At 73.9% G+C, this 25,299-nt stretch carries 25 protein-coding genes and 1 tRNA gene; 7 read left to right on the top strand and 19 right to left on the bottom strand.

The genetic code is table 11. The features are described 5' to 3' along the window. Positions 1-79: 79 nt before the first annotated feature. Complete coding sequence (locus PIR53_17695) at positions 80-559, top strand: DUF2000 domain-containing protein (protein ID WZH51835.1); 480 nt, start codon at positions 80-82, stop codon at positions 557-559. On the opposite strand, the gene PIR53_17690 is transcribed toward PIR53_17695, so the two are convergent. After that, positions 531-1,352 carry a DUF4262 domain-containing protein gene (locus PIR53_17690; GenBank protein ID WZH51834.1) on the bottom strand — a complete coding sequence of 274 codons (822 nt, stop codon included), beginning with the start codon at positions 1,350-1,352 and terminating at the stop codon, positions 531-533. The genes PIR53_17695 and PIR53_17690 overlap by 29 nt on opposite strands. Before the next feature lie 102 nt (positions 1,353-1,454). Here PIR53_17690 and PIR53_17685 point away from each other — a divergent pair, with 102 nt between their 5' ends. Beyond that, positions 1,455-1,946, top strand: a complete 492-nt coding sequence (locus tag PIR53_17685) for a hypothetical protein (protein ID WZH51833.1) — start codon at positions 1,455-1,457, stop codon at positions 1,944-1,946. Here the strand turns inward: PIR53_17685 and PIR53_17680 are convergent. The 3 genes from PIR53_17680 to PIR53_17670 form a co-directional block, all read right to left on the bottom strand. Continuing rightward, the gene (locus tag PIR53_17680; protein WZH51832.1) at positions 1,931-3,121 is read right to left on the bottom strand and encodes an MFS transporter; all 1,191 of its coding nucleotides are present in this window, start codon (positions 3,119-3,121) and stop codon (positions 1,931-1,933) included. The two genes, PIR53_17685 and PIR53_17680, sit on opposite strands and share 16 nt — an antisense overlap. Positions 3,122-3,130: 9 nt before the next feature. Further along, the gene (helR, locus tag PIR53_17675; protein ID WZH51831.1) at positions 3,131-5,305 is read right to left on the bottom strand and encodes an RNA polymerase recycling motor ATPase HelR; all 2,175 of its coding nucleotides are present in this window, start codon (positions 5,303-5,305) and stop codon (positions 3,131-3,133) included. A 162-nt stretch (positions 5,306-5,467) separates the two neighbouring features. Continuing rightward, positions 5,468-5,947: an OsmC family protein gene (locus PIR53_17670; protein ID WZH51830.1), complete on the bottom strand. Its 480-nt coding sequence runs from the start codon at positions 5,945-5,947 to the stop codon at positions 5,468-5,470. A gap of 125 nt (positions 5,948-6,072) precedes the next feature. Between PIR53_17670 and PIR53_17665 the strand changes: the two genes are divergently transcribed. Further along, positions 6,073-6,906 carry a hypothetical protein gene (locus PIR53_17665; protein ID WZH51829.1) on the top strand — a complete coding sequence of 278 codons (834 nt, stop codon included), beginning with the start codon at positions 6,073-6,075 and terminating at the stop codon, positions 6,904-6,906. 11 nt (positions 6,907-6,917) lie between these two features. On the opposite strand, the gene PIR53_17660 is transcribed toward PIR53_17665, so the two are convergent. Genes PIR53_17660 through PIR53_17635 form a run of 6 tightly spaced genes read right to left on the bottom strand, consistent with a single transcriptional unit; the run spans position 6,918 to position 9,850 of the window. Continuing rightward, entirely contained in the window at positions 6,918-7,502 is a 585-nt protein-coding gene (locus PIR53_17660) for a hypothetical protein (protein ID WZH51828.1), read from the bottom strand. Beyond that, entirely contained in the window at positions 7,499-8,080 is a 582-nt protein-coding gene (locus PIR53_17655) for a hypothetical protein (protein ID WZH51827.1), read from the bottom strand. The genes PIR53_17660 and PIR53_17655 overlap by 4 nt, the downstream gene beginning before the upstream one ends. Then, a complete protein-coding gene (locus tag PIR53_17650; GenBank protein ID WZH51826.1) occupies positions 8,077-8,676 on the bottom strand; it encodes a hypothetical protein in 600 nt (199 codons plus the stop codon). The genes PIR53_17655 and PIR53_17650 overlap by 4 nt, the downstream gene beginning before the upstream one ends. 34 nt (positions 8,677-8,710) lie before the next feature. Next, positions 8,711-9,241 (bottom strand): gamma carbonic anhydrase family protein, encoded by a 531-nt coding sequence (locus PIR53_17645; protein WZH51825.1) that lies wholly within the window; start codon positions 9,239-9,241, stop codon positions 8,711-8,713. A 58-nt stretch (positions 9,242-9,299) separates the two neighbouring features. After that, positions 9,300-9,563 (bottom strand): hypothetical protein, encoded by a 264-nt coding sequence (locus tag PIR53_17640; protein ID WZH51824.1) that lies wholly within the window; start codon positions 9,561-9,563, stop codon positions 9,300-9,302. Continuing rightward, a complete protein-coding gene (locus PIR53_17635) occupies positions 9,560-9,850 on the bottom strand; it encodes a hypothetical protein (GenBank protein WZH51823.1) in 291 nt (96 codons plus the stop codon). Before PIR53_17635 ends, PIR53_17640 begins: the two co-directional genes overlap by 4 nt. A 122-nt stretch (positions 9,851-9,972) precedes the next feature. Here PIR53_17635 and PIR53_17630 point away from each other — a divergent pair, with 122 nt between their 5' ends. After that, the gene (locus tag PIR53_17630) at positions 9,973-11,361 is read left to right on the top strand and encodes a hypothetical protein (protein ID WZH51822.1); all 1,389 of its coding nucleotides are present in this window, start codon (positions 9,973-9,975) and stop codon (positions 11,359-11,361) included. Here PIR53_17630 and PIR53_17625 read toward each other — a convergent pair. Beyond that, positions 11,352-12,134 carry an alpha/beta hydrolase gene (locus PIR53_17625; GenBank protein WZH51821.1) on the bottom strand — a complete coding sequence of 261 codons (783 nt, stop codon included), beginning with the start codon at positions 12,132-12,134 and terminating at the stop codon, positions 11,352-11,354. The genes PIR53_17630 and PIR53_17625 overlap by 10 nt on opposite strands. 40 nt (positions 12,135-12,174) lie before the next feature. Between PIR53_17625 and PIR53_17620 the strand changes: the two genes are divergently transcribed. Continuing rightward, positions 12,175-13,497 (top strand): peptide synthetase, encoded by a 1,323-nt coding sequence (locus tag PIR53_17620; GenBank protein ID WZH51820.1) that lies wholly within the window; start codon positions 12,175-12,177, stop codon positions 13,495-13,497. On the opposite strand, the gene PIR53_17615 is transcribed toward PIR53_17620, so the two are convergent. From PIR53_17615 to PIR53_17585, 7 genes are all read right to left on the bottom strand, one after another. Then, complete coding sequence (locus PIR53_17615; GenBank protein ID WZH51819.1) at positions 13,490-14,497, bottom strand: sugar phosphate isomerase/epimerase; 1,008 nt, start codon at positions 14,495-14,497, stop codon at positions 13,490-13,492. The two genes, PIR53_17620 and PIR53_17615, sit on opposite strands and share 8 nt — an antisense overlap. Positions 14,498-14,552: 55 nt before the next feature. Continuing rightward, positions 14,553-15,737 (bottom strand): xylose isomerase, encoded by a 1,185-nt coding sequence (xylA, locus tag PIR53_17610; protein ID WZH51818.1) that lies wholly within the window; start codon positions 15,735-15,737, stop codon positions 14,553-14,555. After that, positions 15,734-16,903, bottom strand: coding sequence for a Gfo/Idh/MocA family oxidoreductase (locus PIR53_17605; protein ID WZH51817.1), 1,170 nt, complete (start codon positions 16,901-16,903; stop codon positions 15,734-15,736). Before PIR53_17605 ends, xylA begins: the two co-directional genes overlap by 4 nt. Further along, positions 16,903-17,961 carry a substrate-binding domain-containing protein gene (locus PIR53_17600; protein ID WZH51816.1) on the bottom strand — a complete coding sequence of 353 codons (1,059 nt, stop codon included), beginning with the start codon at positions 17,959-17,961 and terminating at the stop codon, positions 16,903-16,905. The genes PIR53_17605 and PIR53_17600 overlap by 1 nt, the downstream gene beginning before the upstream one ends. A gap of 144 nt (positions 17,962-18,105) precedes the next feature. Then, on the bottom strand, positions 18,106-19,161 hold the full coding sequence (locus PIR53_17595) for an ABC transporter permease (protein ID WZH51815.1): 1,056 nt from the start codon (positions 19,159-19,161) through the stop codon (positions 18,106-18,108). After that, positions 19,158-20,696 carry a sugar ABC transporter ATP-binding protein gene (locus PIR53_17590; GenBank protein ID WZH51814.1) on the bottom strand — a complete coding sequence of 513 codons (1,539 nt, stop codon included), beginning with the start codon at positions 20,694-20,696 and terminating at the stop codon, positions 19,158-19,160. Before PIR53_17590 ends, PIR53_17595 begins: the two co-directional genes overlap by 4 nt. Further along, positions 20,693-21,964 (bottom strand): ROK family transcriptional regulator, encoded by a 1,272-nt coding sequence (locus PIR53_17585; GenBank protein WZH51813.1) that lies wholly within the window; start codon positions 21,962-21,964, stop codon positions 20,693-20,695. Before PIR53_17585 ends, PIR53_17590 begins: the two co-directional genes overlap by 4 nt. Positions 21,965-22,083: 119 nt before the next feature. Here PIR53_17585 and xylB point away from each other — a divergent pair, with 119 nt between their 5' ends. Next, the gene (gene xylB / locus PIR53_17580; protein ID WZH51812.1) at positions 22,084-23,484 is read left to right on the top strand and encodes a xylulokinase; all 1,401 of its coding nucleotides are present in this window, start codon (positions 22,084-22,086) and stop codon (positions 23,482-23,484) included. Between the two features lie 43 nt (positions 23,485-23,527). Here the strand turns inward: xylB and PIR53_17575 are convergent. Further along, positions 23,528-23,600: transfer RNA gene (locus PIR53_17575), tRNA-Arg, on the bottom strand. Positions 23,601-23,765: 165 nt separating this feature from the next. On the opposite strand from PIR53_17575, the gene PIR53_17570 reads away from it, so the two are divergent. Further along, on the top strand, positions 23,766-25,271 hold the full coding sequence (locus PIR53_17570; protein WZH51811.1) for a NarK/NasA family nitrate transporter: 1,506 nt from the start codon (positions 23,766-23,768) through the stop codon (positions 25,269-25,271). Positions 25,272-25,299: the final 28 nt, after the last annotated feature.

Below are 25,299 nucleotides of genomic sequence, written 5' to 3'. Positions count from 1 at the left end.
ACGATGCACGGCTGAGATGCGCTCCATCCGTGCACTACCTACCGTACGGCGCGTCCCGCCCCGCACCGGAAGGAACGTCATGAGTCTCGCCACCACCCGGCCCGTCGGCTTCGCCCCCGAGGAGATCGACCTGTCGCTCACGACCCGCGACGTACCGCTGAAGTGGGTGGTCGTCGTTGACGAGACCCTCCCGGCGGGGCGCGCGGTCAACGCCGCCGTCTGCGTCGCGAGCGCGACGGCCACCACCGTCCCGGGCCTCCGCGGTCCCGACGCCGTCGACGCCGACGGCGGGGCCCACGCCGGGCTGCCGTGGCTCGGGTGCACCGTGCTCGGAGCGCCGAGGTCCCGGCTGACGAACCTGCGCGCCCGGGCCGCCGCGCTCCCCGCGGTGGTGGTCGCCGACATGCCGACGCAGGCGCAGCACACGCGGGTCTACACCGACTACCTCGAGGCGGTCGGCGGCTGCACCGGCGGGACGCTCGACTACTACGCGGTGAGCGTCGTCGGACCGCGCAAGGTCGTCGACAAGCTCACGAAGGGTCTGTCGCTGCTCGCCTGACCCAGGCGGCACCGGGCTCGTCCCGTGTCGCCTCGTGCTCGTCGGGCAGGTCGAGGAGCTGGGCGAGGGTGGGGTCGAGCTCGACGAGCCGGCCCAGCACGGCGGCCCGCACCTCCGTGCCCCAGTCGTGGCCGCCCTCGCCGCACACGAACGACCAGCCGCCGTCCTCGCGGAAGGCGTAGCGCGCCGGCCGCTCGGCCCGCTGCACGTGGAGGCAGACGTGGGCGACGGTGTCGTAGGGCAGGCCGGGAGCCACCTCCCGCTCGTACGGCGCGAGCTCGAGCCGCGGCAGGCGCGCCACGTCCGGCACGGCGCTGAGGACGCTGCCGGGCACGGGCGGGCCGTAGCGCTCGCTCGTCTCCCACGGCCAGTGCCGGTCGCCGTCCATGAGGTGCACCTGCGTGACCGCGACGGGCGCCGGCCAGCCCTGGGCGCGCGCCACCGTGTCGGCCATCGTCACGTGCTCCGCGGCCACCACGGGCGGCACGGGGGCGGCCACCGCGTCGTACCGGCCCGTCGCGTCGGCCGCGAAGAGCGCCGGCGTGTCGAGGCGGACGTGCCCGTCGCGCACGCGGAAGGCGAGGTCGTTGAGGAGGGCGTACGCCGTCTCCTGGCTCTCCATGACGACGAGGAGCTCCGGGTGCTCGAGACCGGCGAGCCCGACGGTGTAGGCGAACGACGGCCCGTCCTCGCCGCCGGCGACCGCGATGACGGCGTGGCCGTGCATCCGTGCCTGGCCGGCGAGCTCCGCGACCAGCTCGTCCCCGTCGATGCCGCTCGCGCCGTGGTCCATGCGGGCCATCCTCGGGCATCGGGCGGCGCGGCCCCGCATCGAGAAACGCGAGTTTCGGTGTAACGATCTCACCCGAAGGTGACGCACCCTAGGCTCCCGCCCATGACCACCTCCCCCGTCCCCGCCGCACGCGCCACGCGCCGTACGGTCGTGCGCACCGCCGCGTGGGCCGTGCCCGCGGTGAGCGTCGTCGCCGCCGCCCCCGCCTTCGCCGCGTCGGGAGGGACGAGCCGGTTCGTGGTGCAGCAGACGCGGTACTTCATCCAGGGGGAGCCGGTGCCGGCCGAGTACCGCCTGGACGTGACCGTCACCGGGGCACCGATCACCAACGCGCGCGTCGTCTGGACGCCGCGCACGGCGACGAGCCAGACGTTCGGCGACTACTCGTCGAACCTGGTGCACGACGGGATCGGCGACTTCTACAGCACACCGACCTCGTTCATCCTGACCGGCACCTCGTTCTGGTTCGAGGACGGTCTCGCCGACAGCGCCGACGGCTCCTGCACGCTGCAGCTCCTCGACGGCACGACGCTGCTCGAGACGCTCGTCGTCGTCTACGACTCGTCCCTCACCCCGACCTACCCGCCGGTCTGACCCGCCGGCCCGGTCCGCGCCGCCCGGTGCGACAGCACCGCGGCGAGGAGCCCGGCGGCGAGCGGGATGAGCAGGGCGACACGGAGGCTCGCGACGTCCGACAGCGCCCCCACGGCCGGTGAGGTGACGAGGAACCCGATCCGCATCAGCCACCCGAGCAGCGCGATGCCGGTGCCCGCGGGCAGGCCCGGCACGCGGTCGGCCGCGGCGAAGGCGGCGGGCACGAGGGTCGCGCTGCCGAAGCCCATGAGGGCGAAGCCGACGAAGGCGACCGGGTACGGCGCGGGCAGCATCGCCAGCGCCATCCCGGCCGCGATGAGCAGTCCCCCGCTGCGGGCGACGGCCTCGCGACCCCACCGGTCGGTCATCGGGTCGCCGACGAGCCGGCCCACGAACTGGCTGACGAGCACCACGGTGAGCGCGAGGGCGGCGACGCCGACGGGCGCGCCGGCCTCGGTGCCCAGGTAGAGCACGGCCCAGTTGTTGGAGACGTCCTCGACGAGCGTGCCGCAGATCGCGAGCACGACGAGCGGCAGCACGAGCCGCAGCGCCGTCCACCGACCGGCGGCGGGTGTCGGGGTCGTGGCGAGCTCGTCGGCGATCGGGGCCGCGGCGGGCGGCAGGACGGCGAGCCAGGCGCCGAGCACCGCGACGAGGGTCCAGACGACGCCGTTGACGATCATCTGGACACCGATCCCGATGTCCTGGGCCGCGGCGAACGCGCCGATCACGCCGCCGGTCGCCGCGCCCAGGCTCCAGATGGCGTGCAGCGAGTTGATGATCGACCGGCCCGCCCACCGCTCGACGGCGACGCCCTGCACGTTCTGGGCGGCGTCGACCACGGCGTCGACGATGCCGCCGAGCGCGAGGGCCGCGACGAGCACGAGCACGCTCGGGTGGAAGCCCGCGACGGCCATCGCCGCCGCCAGCACGCCCGATCCGACGGCCGTGACCGTCGGCGCCCCGAAGCGCCGCACCACGGGGGCCGCCACCGCGGCGGCGGCCACCGCACCGGCGGGGAACGCGACCACCACGAGACCGAAGGCCGTGTTGGAGAGGTCGAGCGCGGCCTTGATCTCGGGGTAGCGCGGCAGCAGCGCGCTGTAGAGCACCCCGTTGGTGAAGAACATGAGGGCGACGCCCAGGCGGGCGCGGCCGGGCGTGGCGGCAGGCACCGGTCGAACCTAGGTCATCACCACCAGCTCCCGGGTCGCGCGGGTCATGGCGACGTACCGGTCGACCGCCCCCGCGATCCCGTCGCCCAGGGCGTCCGGGGCGACGAGCACGACGAGGTCGAACTCCAGCCCCTTGGCCAGCACGGGGTCGAGCACGCGCACGCGCCCGGACCGGACGACGGCGTCGGGCAGCGGCGGTACGGCGCCGGCCCGCCCCACCACGCACGCCGTGCCCTCGTCGTGCTCGGCCAGCCAGGCGGTCAGCACGGCGACGAGCTCGGACGTGGAGCCGTGCCGCACGGGCCGGCCGCTGCGCCGGACGGCCAGCGGCACGTTGGCGTCGGGCAGCGCCGTACGGATCACGGGCGCGGCCGCGGCCATGACCTCCTCCGGGACGCGGTAGCCGACGGTGAGGGTGGCGGTGCGGACCTGGTCGAAGCCGACGCGCTCGAGCCGCTCGGTCCACGGCTCGGCGAAGCCGCGGCGGCTCTGGGCGCGGTCGCCGACGACGGTGACGCTGCGGGACGGGCAGCGCTGGAGCACCATCTGCCACTCGGCGTCGGTGAGCTCCTGCGCCTCGTCGACGACGACGTGCGCGAACGGGCCGGCGAGCCGGTCGGGGTCGGGCTCCGGCAGTCCGCCGAGGTCGATGAGCTGGTCGCGCAGGCCGTCGTGGCGCAGCATCGTCACGAGCCCGACGCCCTCGTCGGGGTCGGCGCCCGCCTCGAGGAGCCGGTCGACCACCCCGGAGATGCGCTCCCGCTCGACCTCCTCGGCGTCCTCCCGTCGTCGCCGCCGCTGCTCCGCCGCGGGGTCGCCGAGACGACGGCGGGCCGCGTCGAGGAGCGGGAGGTCGGCCGTCGTCCACGCGTGCGGGTCGGCGTGCGGGTCGGTGCGTTGGAGGCGCCGGACCTCGTCGGGCGCGAGCCAGGGGGCGCAGCGGCGGAGGTAGGCGGGCACGCTCCACAGGTCACCCACGACGTCGGTCGGCTCGAGCATCGGCCAGGAGCGGCCGAGCGCCTCGGCGATGGCCGGGTGGCGTCGCAGCTCGCGACGCAGCACCTCCCGGGGCACCTCGTCCTCGTCGACCTGGTCGAGCAGGATCTCCACGAGCGCGTCCCGCACGTCGTCGCGGGCCTCGTTGTGCGGCACGCCGGCGTCCGCCGCCCCGAACGCCTCCGCCCAGTCGCGCGCGCCGATCCAGAGGTCCGCCCACGACGTCCCCACGAGCAGGCTCGCCGTGGGCGGCTCCTCGTGGAGCGCCACCGCCGGCTCGATCGCGCCCACCATCGCCGCGGTGCCCTTGAGCCGCGCGACCTCGGGGTCCGCTTCCTCGACCGCGGCCGCGCCCTCCGGCAGGAGGTCGCGGAGGGTGCACGTGCGCACGCTCTCCTCGCCGAGGCTGGGGAGCACGTCGGCGACGTAGGCCAGGTAGGGCCGGTGCGGCCCCACGAACAACACGCCGCCGCGGCCCTCGCCGAGGCGCGGGTCGGCGTGGAGGAGGTACGCCGCGCGGTGGAGCGCCACGACCGTCTTGCCCGTGCCGGGACCGCCGTCGACGACGAGCGCGCCGCGGGAGCCGGCCCGCACGATGGCGTCCTGGTCGGCCTGGATCGTGCCGAGCACGTCCTGCATCCGGCCCGAGCGCCCCTCGGCCAGGCTCGCGAGGAAGGCGGAGTCGTCGTCGAGGGCGAGCGGCTCCTCGTCTCCCGGGGCGAGCTGCTCGTCCCAGAAGTCGGTGATGGACCCGTTGGTCCAGCGGTAGCGCCGACGACTGCGGAGGCCGCGCGGGTCGGCGGGCGTGGCGGCGAAGAACGGCTCCGCCGCGGGCGAGCGCCAGTCGACGAGCAACCGTCGGCCGTCGGGGGCGCTGAGGCCGAGACGCCCGACGTACACCGGGTCGCCGTCCGCCGGCACCATCCGGCCGAGGCAGAGGTCGAGGCTGAAGCGGCGCAGCAGCCGGAGCCGGGTCGTCAGGTGCCGCACGAGCTGGTCGCGCTCGAGCGCCTCCTGCCCCTGCGCGACCCCCGCGCGACGGGCGGCGTCGAGCTGGGTCTCGAGGTCGGTGACGGCGGCGGCGATGCTGGCGGCGACGGCAGTGAAGTGGTGCTCGTCGGCCGCGGTGAGGGCGGGGGCGGCCTTGGCGGCGAGGTGGGCGGGGAGGGCGAAGACAGGGGTCGGCACAGGGCTCCGTTCCGGCAGGAAGAGGGTGGCTCGGAGGCGAGCGAGCCGGGATTCTGCCGGGCGAGGAGGGTCTTGCCGCAAGCCCCGGGGTGGGCTATACCTTGGAACAGAGGGGGGCCCCGAAGGGCCGCCCTCTCGTGCGTCCAGGGGTCGCGCGGAGCCTCAGACCGTGGCGTGGAGCGGGGCCTGGGTCCACGTGGTCGACAGCTCCAGGCCGCTGCGGCGGAAGAGCTGCGACACCGGGCAGCGGCGGTCCGTCTCGGCCTCGAGGCGCGCGAAGTCCTCAGGGCTCGCGTCGGACTCGATGGTCGCGGTCAGCGTGACCCGGTCGAAGTTGGCGTTGCCGTCGGCGCCGCCCACGAGCACAGCGGTGTCGAGGTCGCCCTGCACCTCGAACTCGAAGCGGCCCAACGTGACGCCGAGGTCCTTCGCCACGAGCTGGGCGGTCACCTGGTTGCAGGACGTGAGGGCGCCCAGGGCGTAGAACAGCGGGCTCGGTGCCGCGTCCTGCCCGCCGAACGCCGGGTAGGCGTCGGTCTCGAACCGGTGCTGCGAGCCGGGGACGTGCAGCTGCTGCGCGACGCCGCTGCCCTCGCCGCGCACGACGAACGGGACGACGGTCTCCTTGGGGCGGATGCTCATGGGGATCTCCTTGTGGTCAAAGGCGACTGAGTTACTTTGGTTAGAGAACCACGGTCGTGGCCGGGCAGCGGGGCGTCTCGTCAGGTGGGCGGTTCGGTCGCCGTGGCGGGCTTACCGTTGCCGTCGTGACGGACGCCGCGGCCGACCTGCCGACCGGGGTACGCCGCGTGCTCGCCGCCGCCGATGCGTGGACCGCACGGGAGGCCGCCGAGGACCTCCTCGAGCTGGGCGAACCGGGCGACCCCACCTACGAGCTCTGGAACGACCTGATCGACGTCTACGAGCACGGCGAGGTGTCGGCCCAGGCTGCCTGGTCGGTGCTGCGCGCTGCCTGCCGCCAGTGGCTCGCACGCGACGAGGCCGACCGACGCTCCTTCGAGGAGCAGACGGTCGCTCGCGACCTCGACGACCTCCTGGCCGAGCAGGGACACCGACGCAGCCCGCAGCCCGATCGCGGGGTGGTCACCCCATGGCGCGGCCGCTGGGACGAGCTCAGCAGTCACGTCGCCAACATCGGGGTGACGGGGTCGCCGTACATGGCGGCGGTGGCGGTGCTCCAGATCGTGGCCGAGGAACCCGACCACGCCGTGCTGGGCGTCGCTGCTCGCGGTGCCGAGCTCGCGGACCTGGTTCGACGCTGGCGGGTCTCGCCCGCCGACCGCGACGACATGGACGGGACGCTCCTCGAGCTCCTTCGCTCCCTTCGACCCACCGCCGTCCCGCCCCTCCTCGACGAGGAGGCGTGCGCGTCGGTGACGACGACACTCCGCCGGGCCGGGTATCGCGACGAGGTGCGCGCCTTCTTCCCGTCACAGGGAGCCGAGCTGGCCATCGTCTTGTGCCCGAACGCCCTCGCTGCGCTGGATGTGGACGCCCTCGAGAAGGAGATCGGGACGGCGGCAGGACGGCGCGCTCGACTCCTTGCGGAGGACGATCGTCCGACCCTCAGGCTCGGCTAGCCCGCACAGCGTCAGTCGGGCGCGGCCTGCTCGTCGCCGTACCGCCACGCGCGGGCCCAGCCGGCCCCGACGAGCGCGACGGTGCCGACTCCGACGAGTGTCCAGCCGAGGGCGGTCCACGGCGTCGATCCCCACGAGGCCGCGATGACGAGGGTGGCGGTGCCTGCGGCGTACAGGGCCGCTGCAGCGATGAGCAGGAGCGACGTTCGGCGCCGGCGGAGGGCACTGCGCTCCTCGGGGGTCGGGCGGACCTCGGCACCCCGCTCGGCCAGGACGGCGAGGACGTGGGTGGCCGTGCGGCGGTTGGAGCGCGCCGCGTAGGCGCAGGCGAGGGCGACGGCCAGGGCGACGGGAGCCGCCCACCACTCGCCGGCGACGAGGGCGGTACCCGTGCCGAGGGTCGTTAGGACCGTCATCACGAGGAGCAGGACGAACAAGAAGCTCCGTCGGTAGGCGACGGTCTCGGCCCAGGCGTCGCCCGGCGCCTGGGCGAGAAGACGGTCGCGGCCGGCCTCGCCCTGGTACCGGCGGTCCTGGCGCGCCCAGCTGAGAGGCAGCACGATCCAGACGACGGCTTGGATGAGGATCGGCGTCATGCGGGCTCCTCGTCGCCGTAGCGCCAGGCCCGCGCCCAGCCCGCTCCCACGAGTGCGAGCGTGCCGGCCACGATGAGGGCCACGCCAGCGGTGGTCCCCGCCTGCGAGTTCCACGAGTTCGCAATGATGAGGACGAACGAGCTCGCGGCATACAAGGCGCCGGCGGCAACGAGGAACTGCCGGGTACGACGCCGGCGACGGGCACTGCGATCCTCGGCGGGCGGCGGGCGGGGCTCGTCGTCGCGCTCGGCGAGGACCGCGAGGACGGTCGGCGCGGTGCGCTGGTGCGAGCGGGCGGCGTAGGCGGTCGTCGCGACGACGGGTACGGCGAACGGGACCGCCCCCCACTCCCCGGCGGCGGCGTTCGTGACAGCACCCAGGGACCATGCCGCGGCCAGGAAGTAGAACATGCGGGCCGTCCACGGGCTGCGGTACTGCTTCGCGTGGGACCAGGCGTCGCCGGGACTCATCTCGAGGAGGTGCCGACGACCCGCTTCACCCTGGAACCGGCGGTCGCCGTGCGCGTTGACGATCGCCAGCGCCGACCAGAGGACGGACTGCATCACCAGGGCACTCACGCGGGCTCCTCGTCGCCGTAGCGCCACGTGACGGCCCAGAGCGATCCGAGCAGCAGGACGAAGGAGATGAGGAGGAGCACGCCCATGACGACCCACAGCACGTCGTGGTCCCAACGTCCCGCAGCCCAACCCGCGACGGCCGCGCCACCGAATGCGACACCCGCCACGAGGAGGATCCGGCCGGACCGACGGCGGCCGCGCCTGCTGACCTCGCGGGTCGCGATGTCGTCGCGCTCATCGAGCACGGCGAGGACGTGCGCACGGACCTTGGCGCGGGACACGCCGGCCGCGATGCCGAGCAGGAACACCGGCGTCAGGAGGGCGAGCCCCGCCCAACCCCAGCTGAGGACGACGAACGCGACGTACGCGATCACCACCGCGAGGGCCACGACCCGCAGCAATGCCCGGCGTCGGGGGGACCGACGAGTGGGCACGCCGAACTCGTAGGCATCGAGGACGTTGCGTGCCGCCAGCGGGTCGAGCGCGAGCAGTCGCTCGCGTCCCTCGTCGCCCCTCCACTTGCGGTCGTTGACCATCTGGGCGACGGGGAGCACCGACGCGTACACCGCTATGGGCCACATCGCGCTCAGATCCATCGCCGCCCTCTACCCCCGTCGGCGGGCCGCGAACCTAGTCGATCCGCTTCACCGTCGCGCGGTGGTGGCGGGCGAGCCCGACGTACTGCCGCGCGTTCCGCTCCAGGATCCCCGCCGCCGTGCTGCCGGGCTCGATCGGACCGACGACCTTCGCGGGCGCGCCCTTCACGAGGCTGCCGTCAGGCACCTGGGTGCCGGGCGTCACGAGGGAGCCGGCCGCGACGAGCACCCCGGAGCCGATGACGGCGCCGTCGAGCACGGTCGAGCCGTTGCCGATGAGGGTGCCGTCGCCGACCTCGAGGCAGTGGACGATGCAGCCGTGCGCGACGGTGCTGCCCGAGCCGATCCGCAGGTGGGTGCCCGACACGAGGTGGAGCACGGACCCGTCCTGCACGTTCGAGCCCTCGCCGATGGTGATGGTGCCGACGTCGCCGCGGACGACCGCGCCGTACCAGACGCTCGCGCCCGCACCGAGGCGTACGTCGCCGACGATCGTCGCGGTCTCCGCGACCCACGCGTCGGGATGGATGGTCGGGGCGACACCGTCGAGCTCGAAGAGAGGCATCTGGTCACCCTAGGCCGCGACACTGGGCCGAGCGCCTGCGGCGCGAACGCGCTGCGGATCAGAACGCGACGACCCAGTCCCCGAGGAACGCGTTCAGCAGGACCGCACCCGCGATCCCGCAGACCACCCCCGTGGCGACGTGCCGGATCCATCCGACCCGACTGACGCGCGCGATAGCCAGCGCAGCCACGGTCGCGACGACGAGACCCACGACGAGCGCGCCGGCGCCCGCCTCCCGCTGCGACAGTGCTGCCGCCATGACGACCATCCCGTAGGCGCCCAGCAGCACCCCGGCGAGGCTGGAGGGACCGAACCAGCTCATACGCTGCCACCGCCCAGGACGGTGCCGAGGGCGAGGGCCGGGGCGAACAGCACGAAGACGCTGACGATCGCCCCCAGGCCTGCCGCCAGCCCGGCCCCCACCGAGCGGGCGAGCGGTCCCCGGCGCGGGCGGGAGAGCAGGACACTCGCCGCGATCGCCGCCACGAGGAGCACGAGGTACGGCGCCGCGATCCCGACGGTCGCGAACGGCCACCAGGCGAGGAGCGCGACGGTCGGCATCGCCGCCATGATCACCGTGGCCACCGGCCAGCGGATGGGCTCGTCCATCAGCGCTCCTTTGAACACGTTCAAAACTGTGGAGTGAAGGTAGCGCACCCCCTGGCCGATCCGCGGCCGGACCTGTGGATTCGCGCTGGCGGGTGGCGGCGGGCGCGCGTAGACTCGCACACATGTTCGACCATCTCTCGCCTCGTGGGTTGCTGGATGCAGCCGCTGAGGCGGTGCGCGCCCGCCGGTTGGCGGAGGTGCGTGACCTGGAGGTGATCAGCGCGTGGGCGGCGGTGCACTCGGGGGAGTCCACCCGTCTGCGGAACCCGTTGGTGATGGTGGGTGGGGAGGGTACGCCGCGGGTGCAGGACCACGCGCTGGGTGAGATCGCCCTCGCGCGCAGTGCCGGGGTGGCGGCGACGATCAACGCCCTGGCCGACGTGCTGGACCTGCAGCACCGTCTCCCGTTGACGTTGCGGGTGGTGCAGGAGGGTGGCGCGGAGGTGTACGTCGCGCGGAAGGTCGCCCGCATGTCGCGCCACCTCCCGTGCTCGGTGGTCGGGATCGTGGACGTCGCGGTGGCGCGGATGATCGCGACCGAGGCACCCGGCCGCGTGTTGACGGTGGCCGAGGCGAAGGTGATCGAGGCCGACCCTGCTCTGCACGAGCAGCGCGTGGAGGAGGAGAAGCGACGGCGCTACGTGGCTCTGGGGCGGACCGACGAGTACGGTCTGCGCACGTTGATCGCCCGGTTGGATGCCGGGGATGCGGCGTGGGTGCAGGCCACCGTCACCCGAGTCGCGGAGATCATCGCTCCGGGCCACCCGGATGCGAGCGCGGACGAGGTCCGGGCCATCGCGCTGGGGTATCTCGCGCGGCCGGCCGAGCTCCTCGCGCTGCTCGTCGAGCACGAGGCCGCTGCTCCCGCTGGGACCGCAGTCGCGCCGGAGCCGGTCACCGACGACGAGCCCCTCGAGCCCTCACGCGCGACCGCGTTGCCCGCTGACGTCCTCGATGCCCTCCGGAGCACCGACCTGACCAGGCTCCGCCCCAAGGCCACGCTCTACGTCCACCTCCACGAAGCCACCCTCCTCGACACCCAGGGCGTCGCCCGCGTCGAGAACCTCGGGCCCCGCACCCTCGGCGCCCTCCACCAGCTCCTCGCGACGACGAACGTGACCGTCAAGCCGGTCATCGACCTCGCCGACGCCGTCCGCACCACCGCCTACGAACACCCCGAAGCGGTGAAAGAACGGGTGCACCTCATCACCGGCGGCGACTACTGGCCCTACGCCACCTCCACCAGCCGCAACGTCGACTACGACCACCCCACCCCGTTCAATCCAGAACGCGGAGAGGAGCAGACCGGCACCCACAACTCCGGCCCCCTCGTCCGCCGCCACCACCGCTGGAAGACCCACGCCGGCTACCAAGCAAGACAACGCGCCCCCGGCCACTACGTCTGGCTCACCCCGAACGGCCTCGGCTTCACCACAGGACCGACCGGCACCCACCCCTGCTCCGAGAACGAGGCCCGGCTGATGCTGGCGTTCGCAGATCGCTACGGCTGATGCCGCGCCACGTCGTCGCGGAGGATCCCGGGCCACCGGGCGACGTCGGCCGGTGTGCTGGCGACCTCCAGCACCACTCCCGGGATCAGCGACGCGAGCGTCTCGGCCGTCGACAGCGGGTGGGCGGGGTCCTCGGTCCAGGCGAGCACGGTGGTGGGCACGCGGAGGCGGGCGATCGCCGTACGGTCGGGGAGGTCGCACAGTGCGGCGCCGCGGAACAGCGCGGGCAGCAGCGCCTCGTCCACGTCGGGCACGGTCTCGGGGGCCTCGACGGTCGCCGGCGGTCGGGGGGCCGCGCGCCCGGCCTCGACGAACGCCGCCATGCCCTGCTCCTCCACGACGACGGCGGCCCGCCGGTAGTCCTCGGCCTTCGCCACGCGCGACTCCCACGCCGTCGGCGGAACGAGCAGGGTCAGGCCGTCGAAGCGGTCGGGGTCGCGCACGGCGGCGTGCAGCAGCGTCGCGCAGCCCATCGACGGTCCGACGCCGTGGACGCGCTCGCCGGGGAACCAGTAGTCGAGCAGCCGGAGGAGGTCGTCGGCGAGCACGGTCCAGCGGTAGTCCTCGGGGACGGCGCGGCCGGTGGAGCGTCCGTGGCCGCGGGCGTCGTAGCGCAGCAGCCGGGTGCCGCTCAGCCCCCGTCCCAGGTCGAGGTCGAGCAGGCGGTCGCGGTGGCGGCTGGACGTGAGGCCGTGGAGCTGCACGACGGGGTGACCCCCCTCGTCGCTCAGCTCGACGTCGAGCTCGGCCCCGGGGACGGCGAACGTCGGCACGGCTGCTCCTGGGGTGGGCGGGTCCGCCTAGGGTACGGCCATGCGGCTGACCAACGTGGCGCACCTGCGGCTCCCGTTCGGCCGGCTGTGGGGGTACGACGTCACCGTCGGCGAGCGCGGCACCGCGCTCCCCGTCTCGTTCGACCAGGGGCGCCACGTCGGCGCCGGCGACCGGGCGGGCAGCTGGATGGCGCTGTCGTTCCGCCTCCGCGGGCCGGTGGAGCGCGACCGGCTCGCCGCGGCCTGGATGGCGGTGGTGGCCCGCCACGGCACCCTGCGTTCCGCGTTCTCCCCCGGGCCGGGGCCGGGCGACGCACCGGAGCTCCACGACATCGCCCTCGCCCCCGGCGCCTGGGTGGAGCACGAGATCGCCCCCGGGCAGGCCGTCAACGACGCCCTGCGCGAGGTGCTCGACGCCGCGTGCTCGCCCTACCAGGCACCGTCCCACCGGCTCTGCGTGCTCGAGACGGCCGACGGCCCCACGGTCGTGATCGGCGCCGACCACGCCCACGTCGACATGTGGTCGATGCTCGTCATCGTCCGCGACCTGCTCGCGGCGCTGAACCCAGGCGAGGCGAGCACCGACAACGGCAACGGCACCGGCACCGGCACCGAGCGCCCCACCGTCCCCGCCTTCGCCGAGCACACGCGGGCGCTGGAGGACCGGCCGGCCGCGCCCGACGACGTACGCGGCCGGTGGGCCGAGATCCTCGCCGCGTGCGGGGACGTGATGCCCTGCTTCCCCCTCCCCCTCGGCGACGTGGCGTCGGAGCAGCCCGAGCGGGTCGAGGTGCGCGACGTGCTCGACGTCGACGAGACGGCCGCGATCGGCTCCCGCGCCCGCGAGCTGGGGGTCTCCACGCTGGCCCTCGTGGTGGCGGCCATGACCGAGGTGACCCGCGAGCTCGCGGGCGAGCCGCTCCGGGCCGTCTTCCCGGTGCACAGCCGCACCCCCACCCCCGAGAGCGGCGCGACCTGGCACGACTCGGTCGGCTGGTTCATCACGAACGCGGTGATCGAGTCCCCCGATCCCGACCCCCACGCGTGCGCGGCTGCCGTGAAGGAGGCGGTACGGCTCGGGTCGTGGCCGCTCGCCGACGTGCTGGCCCCGTGGGGCGGCATGCCGGCGGCACCCGGCATGTTCGCCATCTCCTGGCTCGACCTCCGGCGCCTCCCCGTGCGGGTGGACTCCGTGGGCCTCGAGGCGCAGTACGTCGGCGCCGCGATCCGCACCGACGGCGTCATGCTCTGGTTCGTGCTCGACGACTCGGGCCTGCACCTGCGCTGCCGCTACCCCGACACCCACGAGGCGCGCCGCAACGTCGGCGGCTGGCTCGACGCGCTCGTCGCCCGCCTCAGGTAGCGCTCGAGAACGCCGCGTCGAACGCGGCGGACGGCGGGTCGAACGCCAACCGCCGCACGAACTCCAGCGCCTCGGGCGCACCGACGAGCCGGTCCATCCCGGCGTCCTCCCACTCCACCGAGATGGGGCCGGCGTAGCCGATCGTGTTGAGCATCCGGAACGACGCCTCCCACGGGACGTCGCCGTGGCCGGTGGACACGAAGTCCCAGCCGCGCCGCGGGTCGGCCCACGGCAGGTGCGACCCCATCCGGCCGTTGCGGCCGTTGCCGGTCTGGCGCTTCGCGTCCTTGCAGTCGACGTGGTAGATCCGGTCCTTGAAGTCCCAGAGGAACCCGACGGGGTCGAGGTCCTGCCACACGAAGTGCGACGGGTCCCAGTTCAGCCCGAACGCCTCCCGGTGCCCGATCGCCTCGAGCGCCCGCACGGTCGTCCAGTAGTCGTAGGCGATCTCCGAGGGGTGCACCTCGTGGGCGAACCGCACGCCGCACTCGTCGAAGACGTCGAGGATCGGGTTCCAGCGGTCGGCGAAGTCCTGGTAGCCCGCGTCCACCATCTCCTCCGTCGCCGGCGGGAACATGGCGACGTACTTCCAGATCGACGAGCCCGTGAACCCGACCACGGTGCTCACGCCGAGCCGCTGCGCCGCGCGGGCCGTCATCTTCATCTCCTCGGCCGCACGTTGCCGCACGCCCTCCGGGTCGCCGTCGCCCCAGACCCGCGACGACACGATGGCCTGGTGGCGGGCGTCGATCGGGTCGTCGCAGACCGCCTGGCCCTTGAGGTGGTTGGAGATCGCGAACAGCTGCAGGCCGTGGCGCTCCAGCAGGTCGAGGCGGTCCTGCACGTAGGCGTCGTCCTCCGCCGCCCGCCAGGGGTCGAGGTGGTCACCCCAGCAGGCCAGCTCGAGCCCGTCGTACCCCCACCCCGCCGCCAGCTTCGCCACCTCCTCCAGCGGCAGGTCGGCCCACTGGCCGGTGAACAGGGTGATCGGTCGAGGCATCGTCGGCTCCTTCGTCGGGTGCTGCGGACAGGTGCGGGTGAGGGGACGGCGCGGCTCAGCGCACGCCGAGCAGGTGCTCCATGGCGAGCTGGTCGAGGGCCTCCATGCCGACCTCGCGCAGCGCCAGCGCCGCGGGGTCGTGGGCCGCGGCGCGGAGGTCCGCGAGCGACTCCCCCGGCGCCAGGGCCGGTACGTCGAGGGCCGGGACCTCCGCGGCCTCGAGCGCGGCCGCGACCTCGGGGTCGGCGCGGAAGGCCTGCACCTTCTCGCGCAGCACGAGGTAGTTGCGCATGCACGCCCGGGCGGAGTCCCAGACGCCGCCGTCGGCCTCGCTGCGCGGCGGCTTGAAGTCGAAGTGGACGTAGCCGTCGTAGGCCCGCCCGCCCCCGCCGCCCAGGAGGGCGTCGACCGTCCAGAACGCGCCGCGCAGGTTGCCGGCGCCGAAGCGGAGGTCCTGGTCGAAGCGCGGACCGTGCTGGCCGTTGAGGTCGACGTGGAACAGCTTGTCGTGCCACAGCGCCTGGCTGATGCCGTGGGCGAAGTTGAGGCCCGCCATCTCCTCGTGGCCCACCTCGGGGTTGAGGCCGACCATGTCGGCGTGGTCGAGCGCACCGATGAAGGCCAGGGCGTGCCCGATCGTCGGCAGCAGGATGTCGCCGCGCGGCTCGTTGGGCTTCGGCTCGAGGGCGAAGCGCAGGTCGTAGCCCTGCTCGCGGGAGTAGGCGCAGAACATGTCGACCGCCTCCGCCATCCGCGCCAGCGCGGTCTGCACGTTCTTGGACGCGCCGTGCTCGGCGCCCTCGCGGCCGCCCCACAGCACGAACGTGTCGGCGCCGAGCGACGCGGCGAGGTCGATGTTGCGGAGCACCTTGGCGATCGCGTAGCGCCGTACGTCGCGGTTGTTCGCCGTCAGCGCGCCCTCCTTGAAGACCGGCGGGCCGAACAGGTTGGTGGTGACCATCTCGACGCGCAGTCCGGTGTCGGCCAGCGCCTTGCCGAAGCGCTCGAGCGTGTGGTCGCGGGTCGCGTCGTCGGGCACGAGGTCGTCGTCGTGGAAGGTCACCGCCGCCGCCCCGATGTCGGCGAGCCGGCGCACCGACTCGACGGGGTCGAGGGCCGCCCGCGACGCGGGCCCGAAGACGTCGACGCCCTCCCAGCCCACGGTCCAGAGCCCGAAGGAGAACTTGTCCTCGGGTCGGGGGGTGAAGCGGTCGGACGGGACACTGCTGCTGGGGGTCACGACGGGATCTCCTGCCACTGTCGGGTGGTCGAGCTCTCCTCGACGGCGGCCAGCACGCGCTGGACCTGGAGACCGTCGGCGAAGGTGGGCGTGGGGTCGACGCCGGCACCGATGGCGGTGACGAGGTCGACGACCTGGTGGGTGAATCCGTGCTCGTAGCCGAGCCCGTGGCCGGCCGGCCACCAGGCCGCGACGTACGGGTGCTCCGGCTCGGTCACGAGGATCCGGCGGAAGCCGGCGTACGGCGCGGGGTCGCGCGCGTCGTGGAGCTGCAGCACGTTCATGTCCTCGAAGTCGAACGCCAGGCTGCCCAGCGACCCGTTGACCTCGATGCGGATGGCGTTCTTGCGACCGGTGGCGAAGCGGGTGGCCTCGAACACCGCCATGGCTCCCCCGGCGAAGGTGCCGAGGAACGTGGCGGCGTCGTCGACGGTCACCGTCCCCCGGCCGCTGCCGGCGGTGCCGCCGAGGCCCGCGTGCTCTGCGGCGAGCGGCCGCTCGTGCACGAAGGTCCGCAGTTGCCCGGTGACGCTGGTGAGCCGGTCGCCGGTGATGAACTGCGCCATGTCGACGATGTGCGCCCCGATGTCGCCGAGGGCGCCCGAGCCGGCCTTGTCCTTCTCGAGCCGCCACGACATCGGTGCGTCGGGGTCGGCGATCCAGTCCTGCAGGTAGACCGCCCGCACGTGCCGCACCTCCCCGAGGCGGCCCTCCGCCACGAGCTGCCGGGCGTAGGCGACCGCCGGCACGCGACGGTAGGTGAAGCCGACCATGGCGCGGACGCCACGGGCCGCCGCCGCCTCCGCGGCGGCCGCCATCGCCTCGGCCTCGGCGACCGTGTTGGCCAGCGGCTTCTCGCAGAGCACGTGCTTGCCGGCCTCGAGGGCGGCGATGGCGATCTCGGCGTGGGTGTCGCCGGGCGTGCAGATGTCGACCAGGTCGACGTCGTCGCGCCCGACGACCTCCTTCCAGTCCGTGGCCGACTCCTCCCAGCCGAGCCGGTCGGCGGCGGCCGCCGCCCGCTCGGCGTCCCGGCCGCACACCACCCGCAGCACGGGCGTCGCGGGCAGGTCGAAGAAGTGGCCGGCGGTGCGCCAGGCGTGGGAGTGGGCCGCCCCCATGAAGGCGTGGCCCACCATCGCCACGGCGATCTGATCGTTCCCCATCACGACTCGAACGCGGTGTCGAGGTAGAGCTCGACGTTGTCCGCGGTGACGACGGGGGCGAAGAGCTGGATCTGGCGGGGCACCTCGACCTCGACGAGGTCGGCCATGGCCTTGTCCTGGGCGAGCAGGCGCGCGACGCGGATGGCGTCGGCGGCCTGCGTCGACGGGTAGACGACCGTGGCGCGCAGCACGCCGTCGCCGGCCTGGATGGAGCGCATCGCGTTGGCCGACCCGGCGCCGCCCACGAGGAAGAACTCGTCGCGGCCCGCGTTCTCGATGGCGGCGAGCACGCCGACCCCCTGGTCGTCGTCGTGGTTCCAGATGGCGTCGATCTCGGGCGCCGCCTGCAGCAGGTTGGACGCGGCGCGCTCGCCGCCCTCGACCGTGAAGTCGGCCGCGACGCGGTTCGAGACCTCGAGCCCGCACTCGGCGAGCGCCTCGGCGAATCCCTCGCTGCGGTCCTGCGTCAGGGGCAGCGAGTCGATGCCGGCGATCTCGGCGACGACGGCGTCGGCCCGGCCCTCGAGCTCGGAGCAGATGTACTGCCCGGCCGAGACGCCCATGCCGTAGTTGTCGCCGAGGATGGTGACGCGCGCGGCGTTGGGGTCGTTGAACTCGCGGTCGACGTTGATGACCGGGATGCCGGCCTCCATCGCCTCGAGGGCGATCGGGGTGAGGGCGGCGCCGTCGAAGGGCAGCAGCACGATCGCGTCGACCCCGTCGTTGATGAACGTCTCGACCTGGCTGATCTGCAGGTTGACCTCGTTGGTGCCCTCGGCGATGCGGAGCTCGACGTCGCCGTAGCTGTCCGCGACGACCTGGGCCGACTCGGTGATGGAGGCCATCCAGCCGTGGTCGGCGGCCGGCGCCGAGAAGCCGATGACGACGGTGTCGCCCTCCTCGTCGTTCGAGCCCTCGGCGGCCCCGTCGGTGCCGCCGCGCAGGTTGTCGTTGCCGGAGCTGGTGTCGTTGCCGGTGCAGGCGGCCAGGCCGACGACGAGCAGGCCGGCGGTGGCGGCGACGGCGAGCCGTCCGCGGAGGGCGGTGGTGGTGCGCATGGTCTTCTCCTGGTGGTTCGTCGTTGAGCCCGAGAGGAGCCGGATGAGGCAAGGGGGTGCCGTCGGACCGTCGTCGGGACGGCCCGCGGGGCTGGCGGTTGGTGGTGGTGGGCGGCGGTGGTGGGCGGCGGGGCAGCCGCGGCGTCAGCTGGAGTCGCTGCGCCGGGCGAAGCGCTGCTGCAGGAGCACGGCGACCACGATGATCGCCCCCTTGAGCAGGGCCTGTTCCGAGATGGAGCGGTTGTTGAGCGTGAAGACGTTCGTGAGGGTCGTGAAGATGAGGACGCCGAGCACGGTGCCGACGATCGTGCCGCGGCCGCCGGCGAGCAGCGTGCCGCCGATGACGACGGCCGCGATGGCGTCGAGCTCGTAGAGCATGCCGTGGGTGGAGCTGCCGGTGCTGGTGCGCGCGATGAGCATGAGCGCGGCGATGCCGCAGCAGACGCCGAGCAGCACGTAGAGCATCAGGGTGTGCCGCTTGACGTTGATGCCCGCCAACCGCGCCGCCTCGGGGTTGCCGCCGACGGCGACGGTGCGGCGGCCGAAGGTGGTGCGGTTGAGCAGCACCCAGCCGATGATCGCGACCAGCACGAAGAGCAGCACGGGCACCTCGACGCCCAGCACCTCCGCGCCGAAGAAGGCGTCGAAGCCGGGGACGTCGACGATCTGGGTGCGACGGTTGGAGAGAATCTCCGCCAGGCCCCGGGCGCTCGCCAGCATCGCGAGGGTGGCGATGAAGGGCACCACCCCGCCGTACGCGATGAGGACGCCGTTGACCAGGCCGCAGCCGGCGCCGACCGCGACCGCGGCGATCACCATCGTCACCCAGTGCACGTCGTTGGCCATCGTCTGCGTGGCCACGGTGGTGCACCACACCGACGACAGGGCGAGGATCGCGCCGACCGACAGGTCGATGCCACCGCCGGTGATGACGAAGGTCATGCCGATGCTGACCACGCCGACCGCCGCGGCGAGCCGCAGGATGGTGAGGGCGTTGTCGAGGTCGGCGAAGCGCTCGCCCGCCGTCGCCGCACCCACGCCGCAGAGGATGAGCAGGGCGACGACGAGGCCGAGGTTGCGACCGACCCCGGAGCCGGTGAGCGCGGCGAGCGGGGACGTGGAGCGTCCCCGGGACGGCGGCGGGTCGGCCGCGGGGGCCTTCGTGAGCGGCGCCGCGACGCCGGTGGAGCTCTCGGTCATGCTGCTCTTCCTTCCATGACCAGGTCGAGGACCTGGGACTCGTCGAGGTCGGCTGCCGGTGCGCTGTGGACCACGCGCCCCTCCCGCACGACGAGGACCCGGTCCGAGAGCCCGAGCACCTCCTCGATCTCGCTGGAGACGACGACGACGGCCACGCCGACGTCGGCGAGGTCGCGGACCAGGCGGTAGATCTCCGCGCGGGCGCCGACGTCGACCCCGCGGGTGGGCTCGTCGAGCAGCAGCACCCGGCACTCACGCATCAGCCAGCGAGCCAGCACGACCTTCTGCTGATTGCCGCCCGACAGCGTGCGCACGGCGCGGGTGACGCCGGTGGGACGCACGTCGAGGCTGGTGGTGAGCTTCTCCGCCGCGCGGCGCTCGCGCGGCTCGTCGAGGAACCCGGCCCGCGCGAAGCGCCCCATCGACGAGACGGTGATGTTGCGCGAGACGGCCTCGTCGAGCAGGAGGCCCTGGCTCTTGCGCTCCTCCGGGCACAGGCCCATCCCGGCGCGTACGGCGCGGTCCACCGACCCGCGGCGCAGCCGGCGTCCGTCGACCCGGACCTCGCCCCGGGTGGGTCGACGCGCGCCGTACACGGCCTCCAGGATCTCGGACCGGCCCGCCCCCACGAGGCCGGTGAGCCCCACGATCTCGCCGGCGCGGACCGTGAAGGAGACGTCCTCGAAGACCCCCGCCTGAGCGAGGCCGTCGACCTCGAGCACGGGCGGGCGGTCGTCGTCGGGCGGGGCGACGGTGCGCTCGGGGAAGACGTACTCGATCGCACGGCCCGTCATCAGGCGGATCAGCTCGCTCGTCGGGGTGGCGGCGACCGCCAGGCCCGTCGCGACGGTGCGGCCGTCCTTGAGCACGGTGATCCGGTCGCCGATCTCCCGGATCTCCTCGAGGCGGTGGGAGATGTAGACGACCCCGACCCCCTCGGCGACGAGGCCGCGCACGACGCGGAAGAGGTTGCGCACCTCCTCCTGGTCGAGCACCGCGGACGGCTCGTCGAGCACCAGCACCCGCGTCTCGTGGGACAGGGCGCGGGCCATCGAGACGATCTGCTGCGCCGCCGGCGACAGCGAGCCCATCCGGCGCGTCGGCGCGATGTCGCCGTGGCCGAGGCGGGTGAGCAGCGCGGTCGCCTCGTGGTTGGCGCGCGCCCGCTGCAGGAAGCCGCCCGTGGAGCGCTCGTGGCCGAGGAAGATGTTCTCCGCGACCGTCAGGTCGGAGACGAAGTCGAGCTCCTGGTAGATCGTCGCGATGCCCGCCTTGATGGCGGCCTGCGGCGTCGGGAACCGCACCTCCTCGCCGAGCCAGCGCAGCGAGCCCTCGTCAGGCTGGTTGACCCCGGCGACGGTCTTGATGAGCGTCGACTTGCCGGCGCCGTTCTGGCCGAGCAGGCAGTGCACCTCGCCGGCGCGCACCTCGAGGTCGACGCCGTCGAGGGCGCGCACCCCCGGGAACTGCTTCACGATGCCGCGCAGCTCCAGCAGCGTCTCGGGCGGCACGGTGCCGCGGTGGTCGTCGGTCACGTGGGCACTCCGGTGGACTCGTCGGTGGCGTCGAGGAAGGGGAGGGCGACGGGGTCCTCCAGCACCGCGAGCGCGGCCTGGTGGGCGGCCCCGCGCATGGCGGCGGCGAACCCGAGGGTCGAGACCTCGACGCGGCAACCGCCGGCGTCGGGGGCGTGGACCTGCTCGGCGAGGCCCTGCTGGAGACGGGGGACGTACCAACGGGACAGCACGGCGAAGTAGCCCCCGAGGACCACGACGTCGGGGTTGAAGACGTTGACGAGGCTCGCGGCCCCGGAGACCAGCCAGGTGGCGGTGGCGTCGATCGCGGCGAGGGTGCGCTGGTCGCCGTCCTCGGCCCGCCGGCGCACCTCGCCGAGCCGGCCCAGGAGGTCCACGTTGGGGTCGCGCACCGGGTCGCCCTCGTCGGCCGCGCGCCGCAGCAGCGCGCCCAGGCCGGCGACGGTCTCCCAGCAACCCCGGCGTCCGCAGCCGCAGTCGAGACCGTTGCGGTCGACCTGCAGGTGACCGATCTCGCCGGCGAAGCCGCGGGCGCCGCGCAGGAGGTGGCCGTCGGCGACGATGCCGCCACCGACGCCCACGCCACCGGTGAGCAGGAGGAGGTCCCGCCCGGCCGCGCCGCCGCGGGCCTCGATCTCGGCGAGCGCGGCGAGATTGGCCTCGTTGTCGAGCACGACGGGGTAGCCGGGGCCGCCGAGGAGCTCGACGAGCAGGTCGACGACCGGGGTGTCGCGCCAGCCGAGGTTGACGGCCTTCACGAGCCGTCCGGTCGCGGACTCGACGATGCCGGGGACGGCGACGGTGAGGCCGACCGGCGCCGCCGGTCCGGCCGTCGCCAGGGCGTCGCGCACCAGCCCGGCGAGACGCTCGAGGGCGTCGCGCGGGTCGCTCGCGGCGGTGTCGAAGGGCACCCGCTGCTCGGCGACGACGTCGCCGCGGAGGCTGGAGACGATGACCGACAGGTAGTCGATGTTCACCTCGGCGCCGATCGCGGCGTACGTCGACCCGTCGAGGTCGATGACCAGGCCCGGGCGCCCGACCCCGCCCCGCTCGACCGCCCCCTCGGTGACGAGGCCGCGACCGAGCAGCTCGCTCACCAGGCTCGACACGGTCGCCTTGTTGAGACCCGTCTCCGCCGCGACCCGGGCCCGCGAGCGCGAGCCGTGGAGACGGAGGTGCTCGAGCACGAGCGCGAGGTTGTGGCGGCGGACCACGGCCTGGTCGGCCGTGCCGGCACCCCCTCGGAGGCCGCTCGAGCGAGGCGACATCGGATCTCCTTCTTGTGACCTGCATCACGAAACTAGTACGTTGGGGCGACAAACTAATGACACCCCGACGGCGCGTCAAGCACCTCGCGGGAAGTCGACCGCAGGAGGAAGGGGGCCGGATGGCCCAGGTGTTGGGCGTCGACTCGTCGACGCAGGCGACCAAGGCGCTGCTGGTCGACGGGGACGACGGCACGGTGCTCGCCGAGGCCCGCGCGGCGCACCCGCCGGGGACGGAGGTCGACCCGCGGCACTGGTGCGACGCCGTCGACGAGGCCACGCACGACCTGCTCGGGTCGGCCGCGGCCGTCGGCGTCGGCGGGCAGCAGCACGGGATGGTGGCGCTCGACGCAGCCGGCCGCCCGGTGCGGGACGCGCTGCTCTGGAACGACACCCGCTCCGCCGACGCGGCGCGGGACCTCGTCGCCGAGTGGGGCGGCCCGCAGCGCTGCGCCGAGCTCGTCGGCAGCGTGCTGGTGCCGTCGTTCACGGTCACCAAGCTGCGCTGGCTGCGCGACCACGAGCCCGACGCGGCCGCCCGCGTCGAGCGCGTGCTGCTCCCCCACGACTACGTGGCGGGGCACCTCGCCGCGCCCGGCACGCCGGCGTTCACCGACCGCGGCGACGCCTCGGGCACGGGCTACTACTCGCCCAGCGCCGCCGGGGGAACCGGAGCCTGGGCCCCCGACCTCCTGCGCTCGGCCCTCGGACGCGACGCCGACCTCCCCGCCGTCGTCCCCGACGGCGCGAGCGCGGGCACGACGCGCAGCGGGGCCGTGCTGGCCGGCGGCACCGGCGACAACATGGCCGCCGCCCTCGGCCTCGGCCTCGAGCCCGGTGACGCGCTGCTCTCCATCGGCACGTCCGGGGTGGCCTCGATGGTCGTCGTGGACCCCGTCGCCGACCCGTCCGGTCTGGTCACGGGCTTCGCGGACGCGACCGGGCACTACCTGCCGATGTCGGTGACGCTCAACGCCGCGCAGGTGCTCGACCACCAGGCCCGGTGGCTCGGCGTCGACCACGACGGCCTCGCGGAGCTCGCGCTCAGCGCCGAGCCCGGGGCCGGCGGCGTGGTGCTGCTCCCCTACTACGGCGGCGAGCGCACCCCCGACCGCCCGCGCGCCCGGGGCACGTGGACCGGCCTGTCCCCCGCCACGACGCGCGCCGACCTCGCCCGCGCGGCCTACGAGGCCCTCGCCTGCTCGCTCGCCGACGCCCTCGACCACCTCACGACGCTGCTCGGCGCCGAGGTGCGCCGTGTGCTCGTCGTCGGCGGCGCCGCCCGCAGCGCGGCCGTCCAGGAGATCCTGCCCGCGGTGCTCGGACGGCCCGTCGAGCTGCCGCCCCAGCAGGAGTACGTCGCGCTCGGCGCCGCCCGGCAGGCCGCCTGGGCCCTGGCCGGCACGGCGACGCCCCCGGCGTGGCCGGCGCCCGCCGGGAACCGGGTGCTCGAGGCGGCAGCGACGCCGCAGGTGCGCGAGCGGTACGGCGAGCTGCGGGAGCGGACGGCGGGGTGGTCGTGAAAACGGAAGAAGCCCGGACGCGATGTCCGGGCTCCTCGACCTGCGCGCCCGTAGGGATTCGAACCCCAAACCTTCTGATCCGTAGTCAGATGCTCTATCCGTTGAGCTACGGGCGCTCGTTGCCCGCCTGAACGAGCAACCCGGAAACCATAGCCGACGCTCCGCGCCAGACGAAATCGACTTGTCCCGCCGCTGGCCTTGTGAGGCCGTGAGCGAAAAGTGACGCGAGCGTGAAACACGGACCCCGGCCGGCGTAACACGCGCGACCCAGGCTCCTCCCCGTGACCATCACCGCTCCCCAGCCCGGGTCGGGCACCGAGACGAGGCACGACGCTGCGACGACGCAGCGTCCTCGCCGCACGCGCCGTTGGATCGACGACTGGCGCCCCGAGGACGAGCAGTTCTGGGCCGAGACGGGCCAGCCCGTCGCCCGCCGCAACCTCCTCTGGTCCATCTTCGCGGAGCACCTGGGCTTCTCGGTGTGGCTGATCTGGAGCGTGAGCTCGGCCTACCTGGTGGCGATGGGCTTCGCGTTCTCCCCTCAGCAGCTGTTCCTGCTGGTGGCCATCCCCAACCTGGTGGGCTCGCTGCTGCGGATCCCCTACACCTTCGCGGTCGGGCTGTTCGGCGGCCGCAACTGGACGATCGTCTCGGCGGCGCTGCTGCTGGTGCCGACGCTCGGCTTCGCCGCGGCGGTCACCAACGAGGGCACGCCGTACTGGGTCTTCTGCGTCATCGCCGCCACCGCCGGCTTCGGCGGCGGCAACTTCGCCAGCTCGATGGCCAACATCAACTACTTCTACCCGACCGCGAAGAAGGGCGCCGCGCTCGGCCTCAACGCCGCGGGCGGCAACCTCGGCGTCGCGCTGATCCAGCTGCTGCTGCCGGTCGTCGTCGGCGGCGCGGGCATCTTCGGCCTGGTGAAGGCGTCCGAGGGCGGCATCCACCTGGAGCGCGCGGCGCTGCTCTACGCGGGCCTCGCCGTCGCGGCCACCGTCGCGGCCTGGCTGTGGATGGACAACCTCGGCACGGCGGTCGCGAAGCCCCGCGAGCAGCTGCGGGTCGTCAAGGAGCCGCACACCTGGATCATGGCGGTGCTCTACATCGGCACCTTCGGCTCGTTCATCGGCTACTCCGCCGCGATGCCGCTGCTCATCAAGCTGAACTTCTGGGTGCCGGAGCCCGCCCCCCTCGGCACGGGCATCTTCTTCGCCTACTACGCGTTCCTCGGCGCCGGCGTCGGCTCCGTGGCGCGGCCCGTGGGCGGCTGGCTCGCCGACCGGTACGGCGGTGCGCGGATCACGCTGCTCGCGTTCCTCGGGCTCACCGTCGGCACCCTCGCCGTGCTCTGGACCGTCTTCCAGCTCACGCCGAACCCGACCGCCGACCCGGCGATCGCGACGGAGAACGAGAGCCTGTTCCCGCTCTTCCTCGGGTTCTTCCTCCTCGTGTTCGCCTGCACCGGCATCGGCAACGGCTCGACCTACAAGATGATCCCCGCGATCTGGCGTCGTCGGGCCGAGTCGACCACGCCCGCGGGCTCCCCCGAGCGCACCGGGGCCCTGACGGCGGCCGGCAAGCAGGCCTCCGCGGCCCTCGGCGTCATCGGCGCGATCGGCGCGATCGGCGGCTTCCTCATCCCGCTCGCCTTCAGCGCACCGTGGGTCGCCGACCCGCTGTCCGCCACCAAGGGCGCGTTCCTGGTCTTCGCGGCCTACTACGTGCTCTGCACGGCCGTGACCTACGGCGTCTACCTCCGCCGCGGCCGCCTCGCCGCACACGTCTGAGCCCACCACCCACCGCCCCGCCCCGCCC

It is taken from the genome of Nocardioides alkalitolerans (genome assembly GCA_038184435.1).
GTDB classification, from domain to species: domain Bacteria; phylum Actinomycetota; class Actinomycetes; order Propionibacteriales; family Nocardioidaceae; genus Nocardioides; species Nocardioides alkalitolerans_A.
Note: the sequence above shows the minus strand (reverse complement) of the source record. Positions and strands in the feature narration are given on the sequence as shown.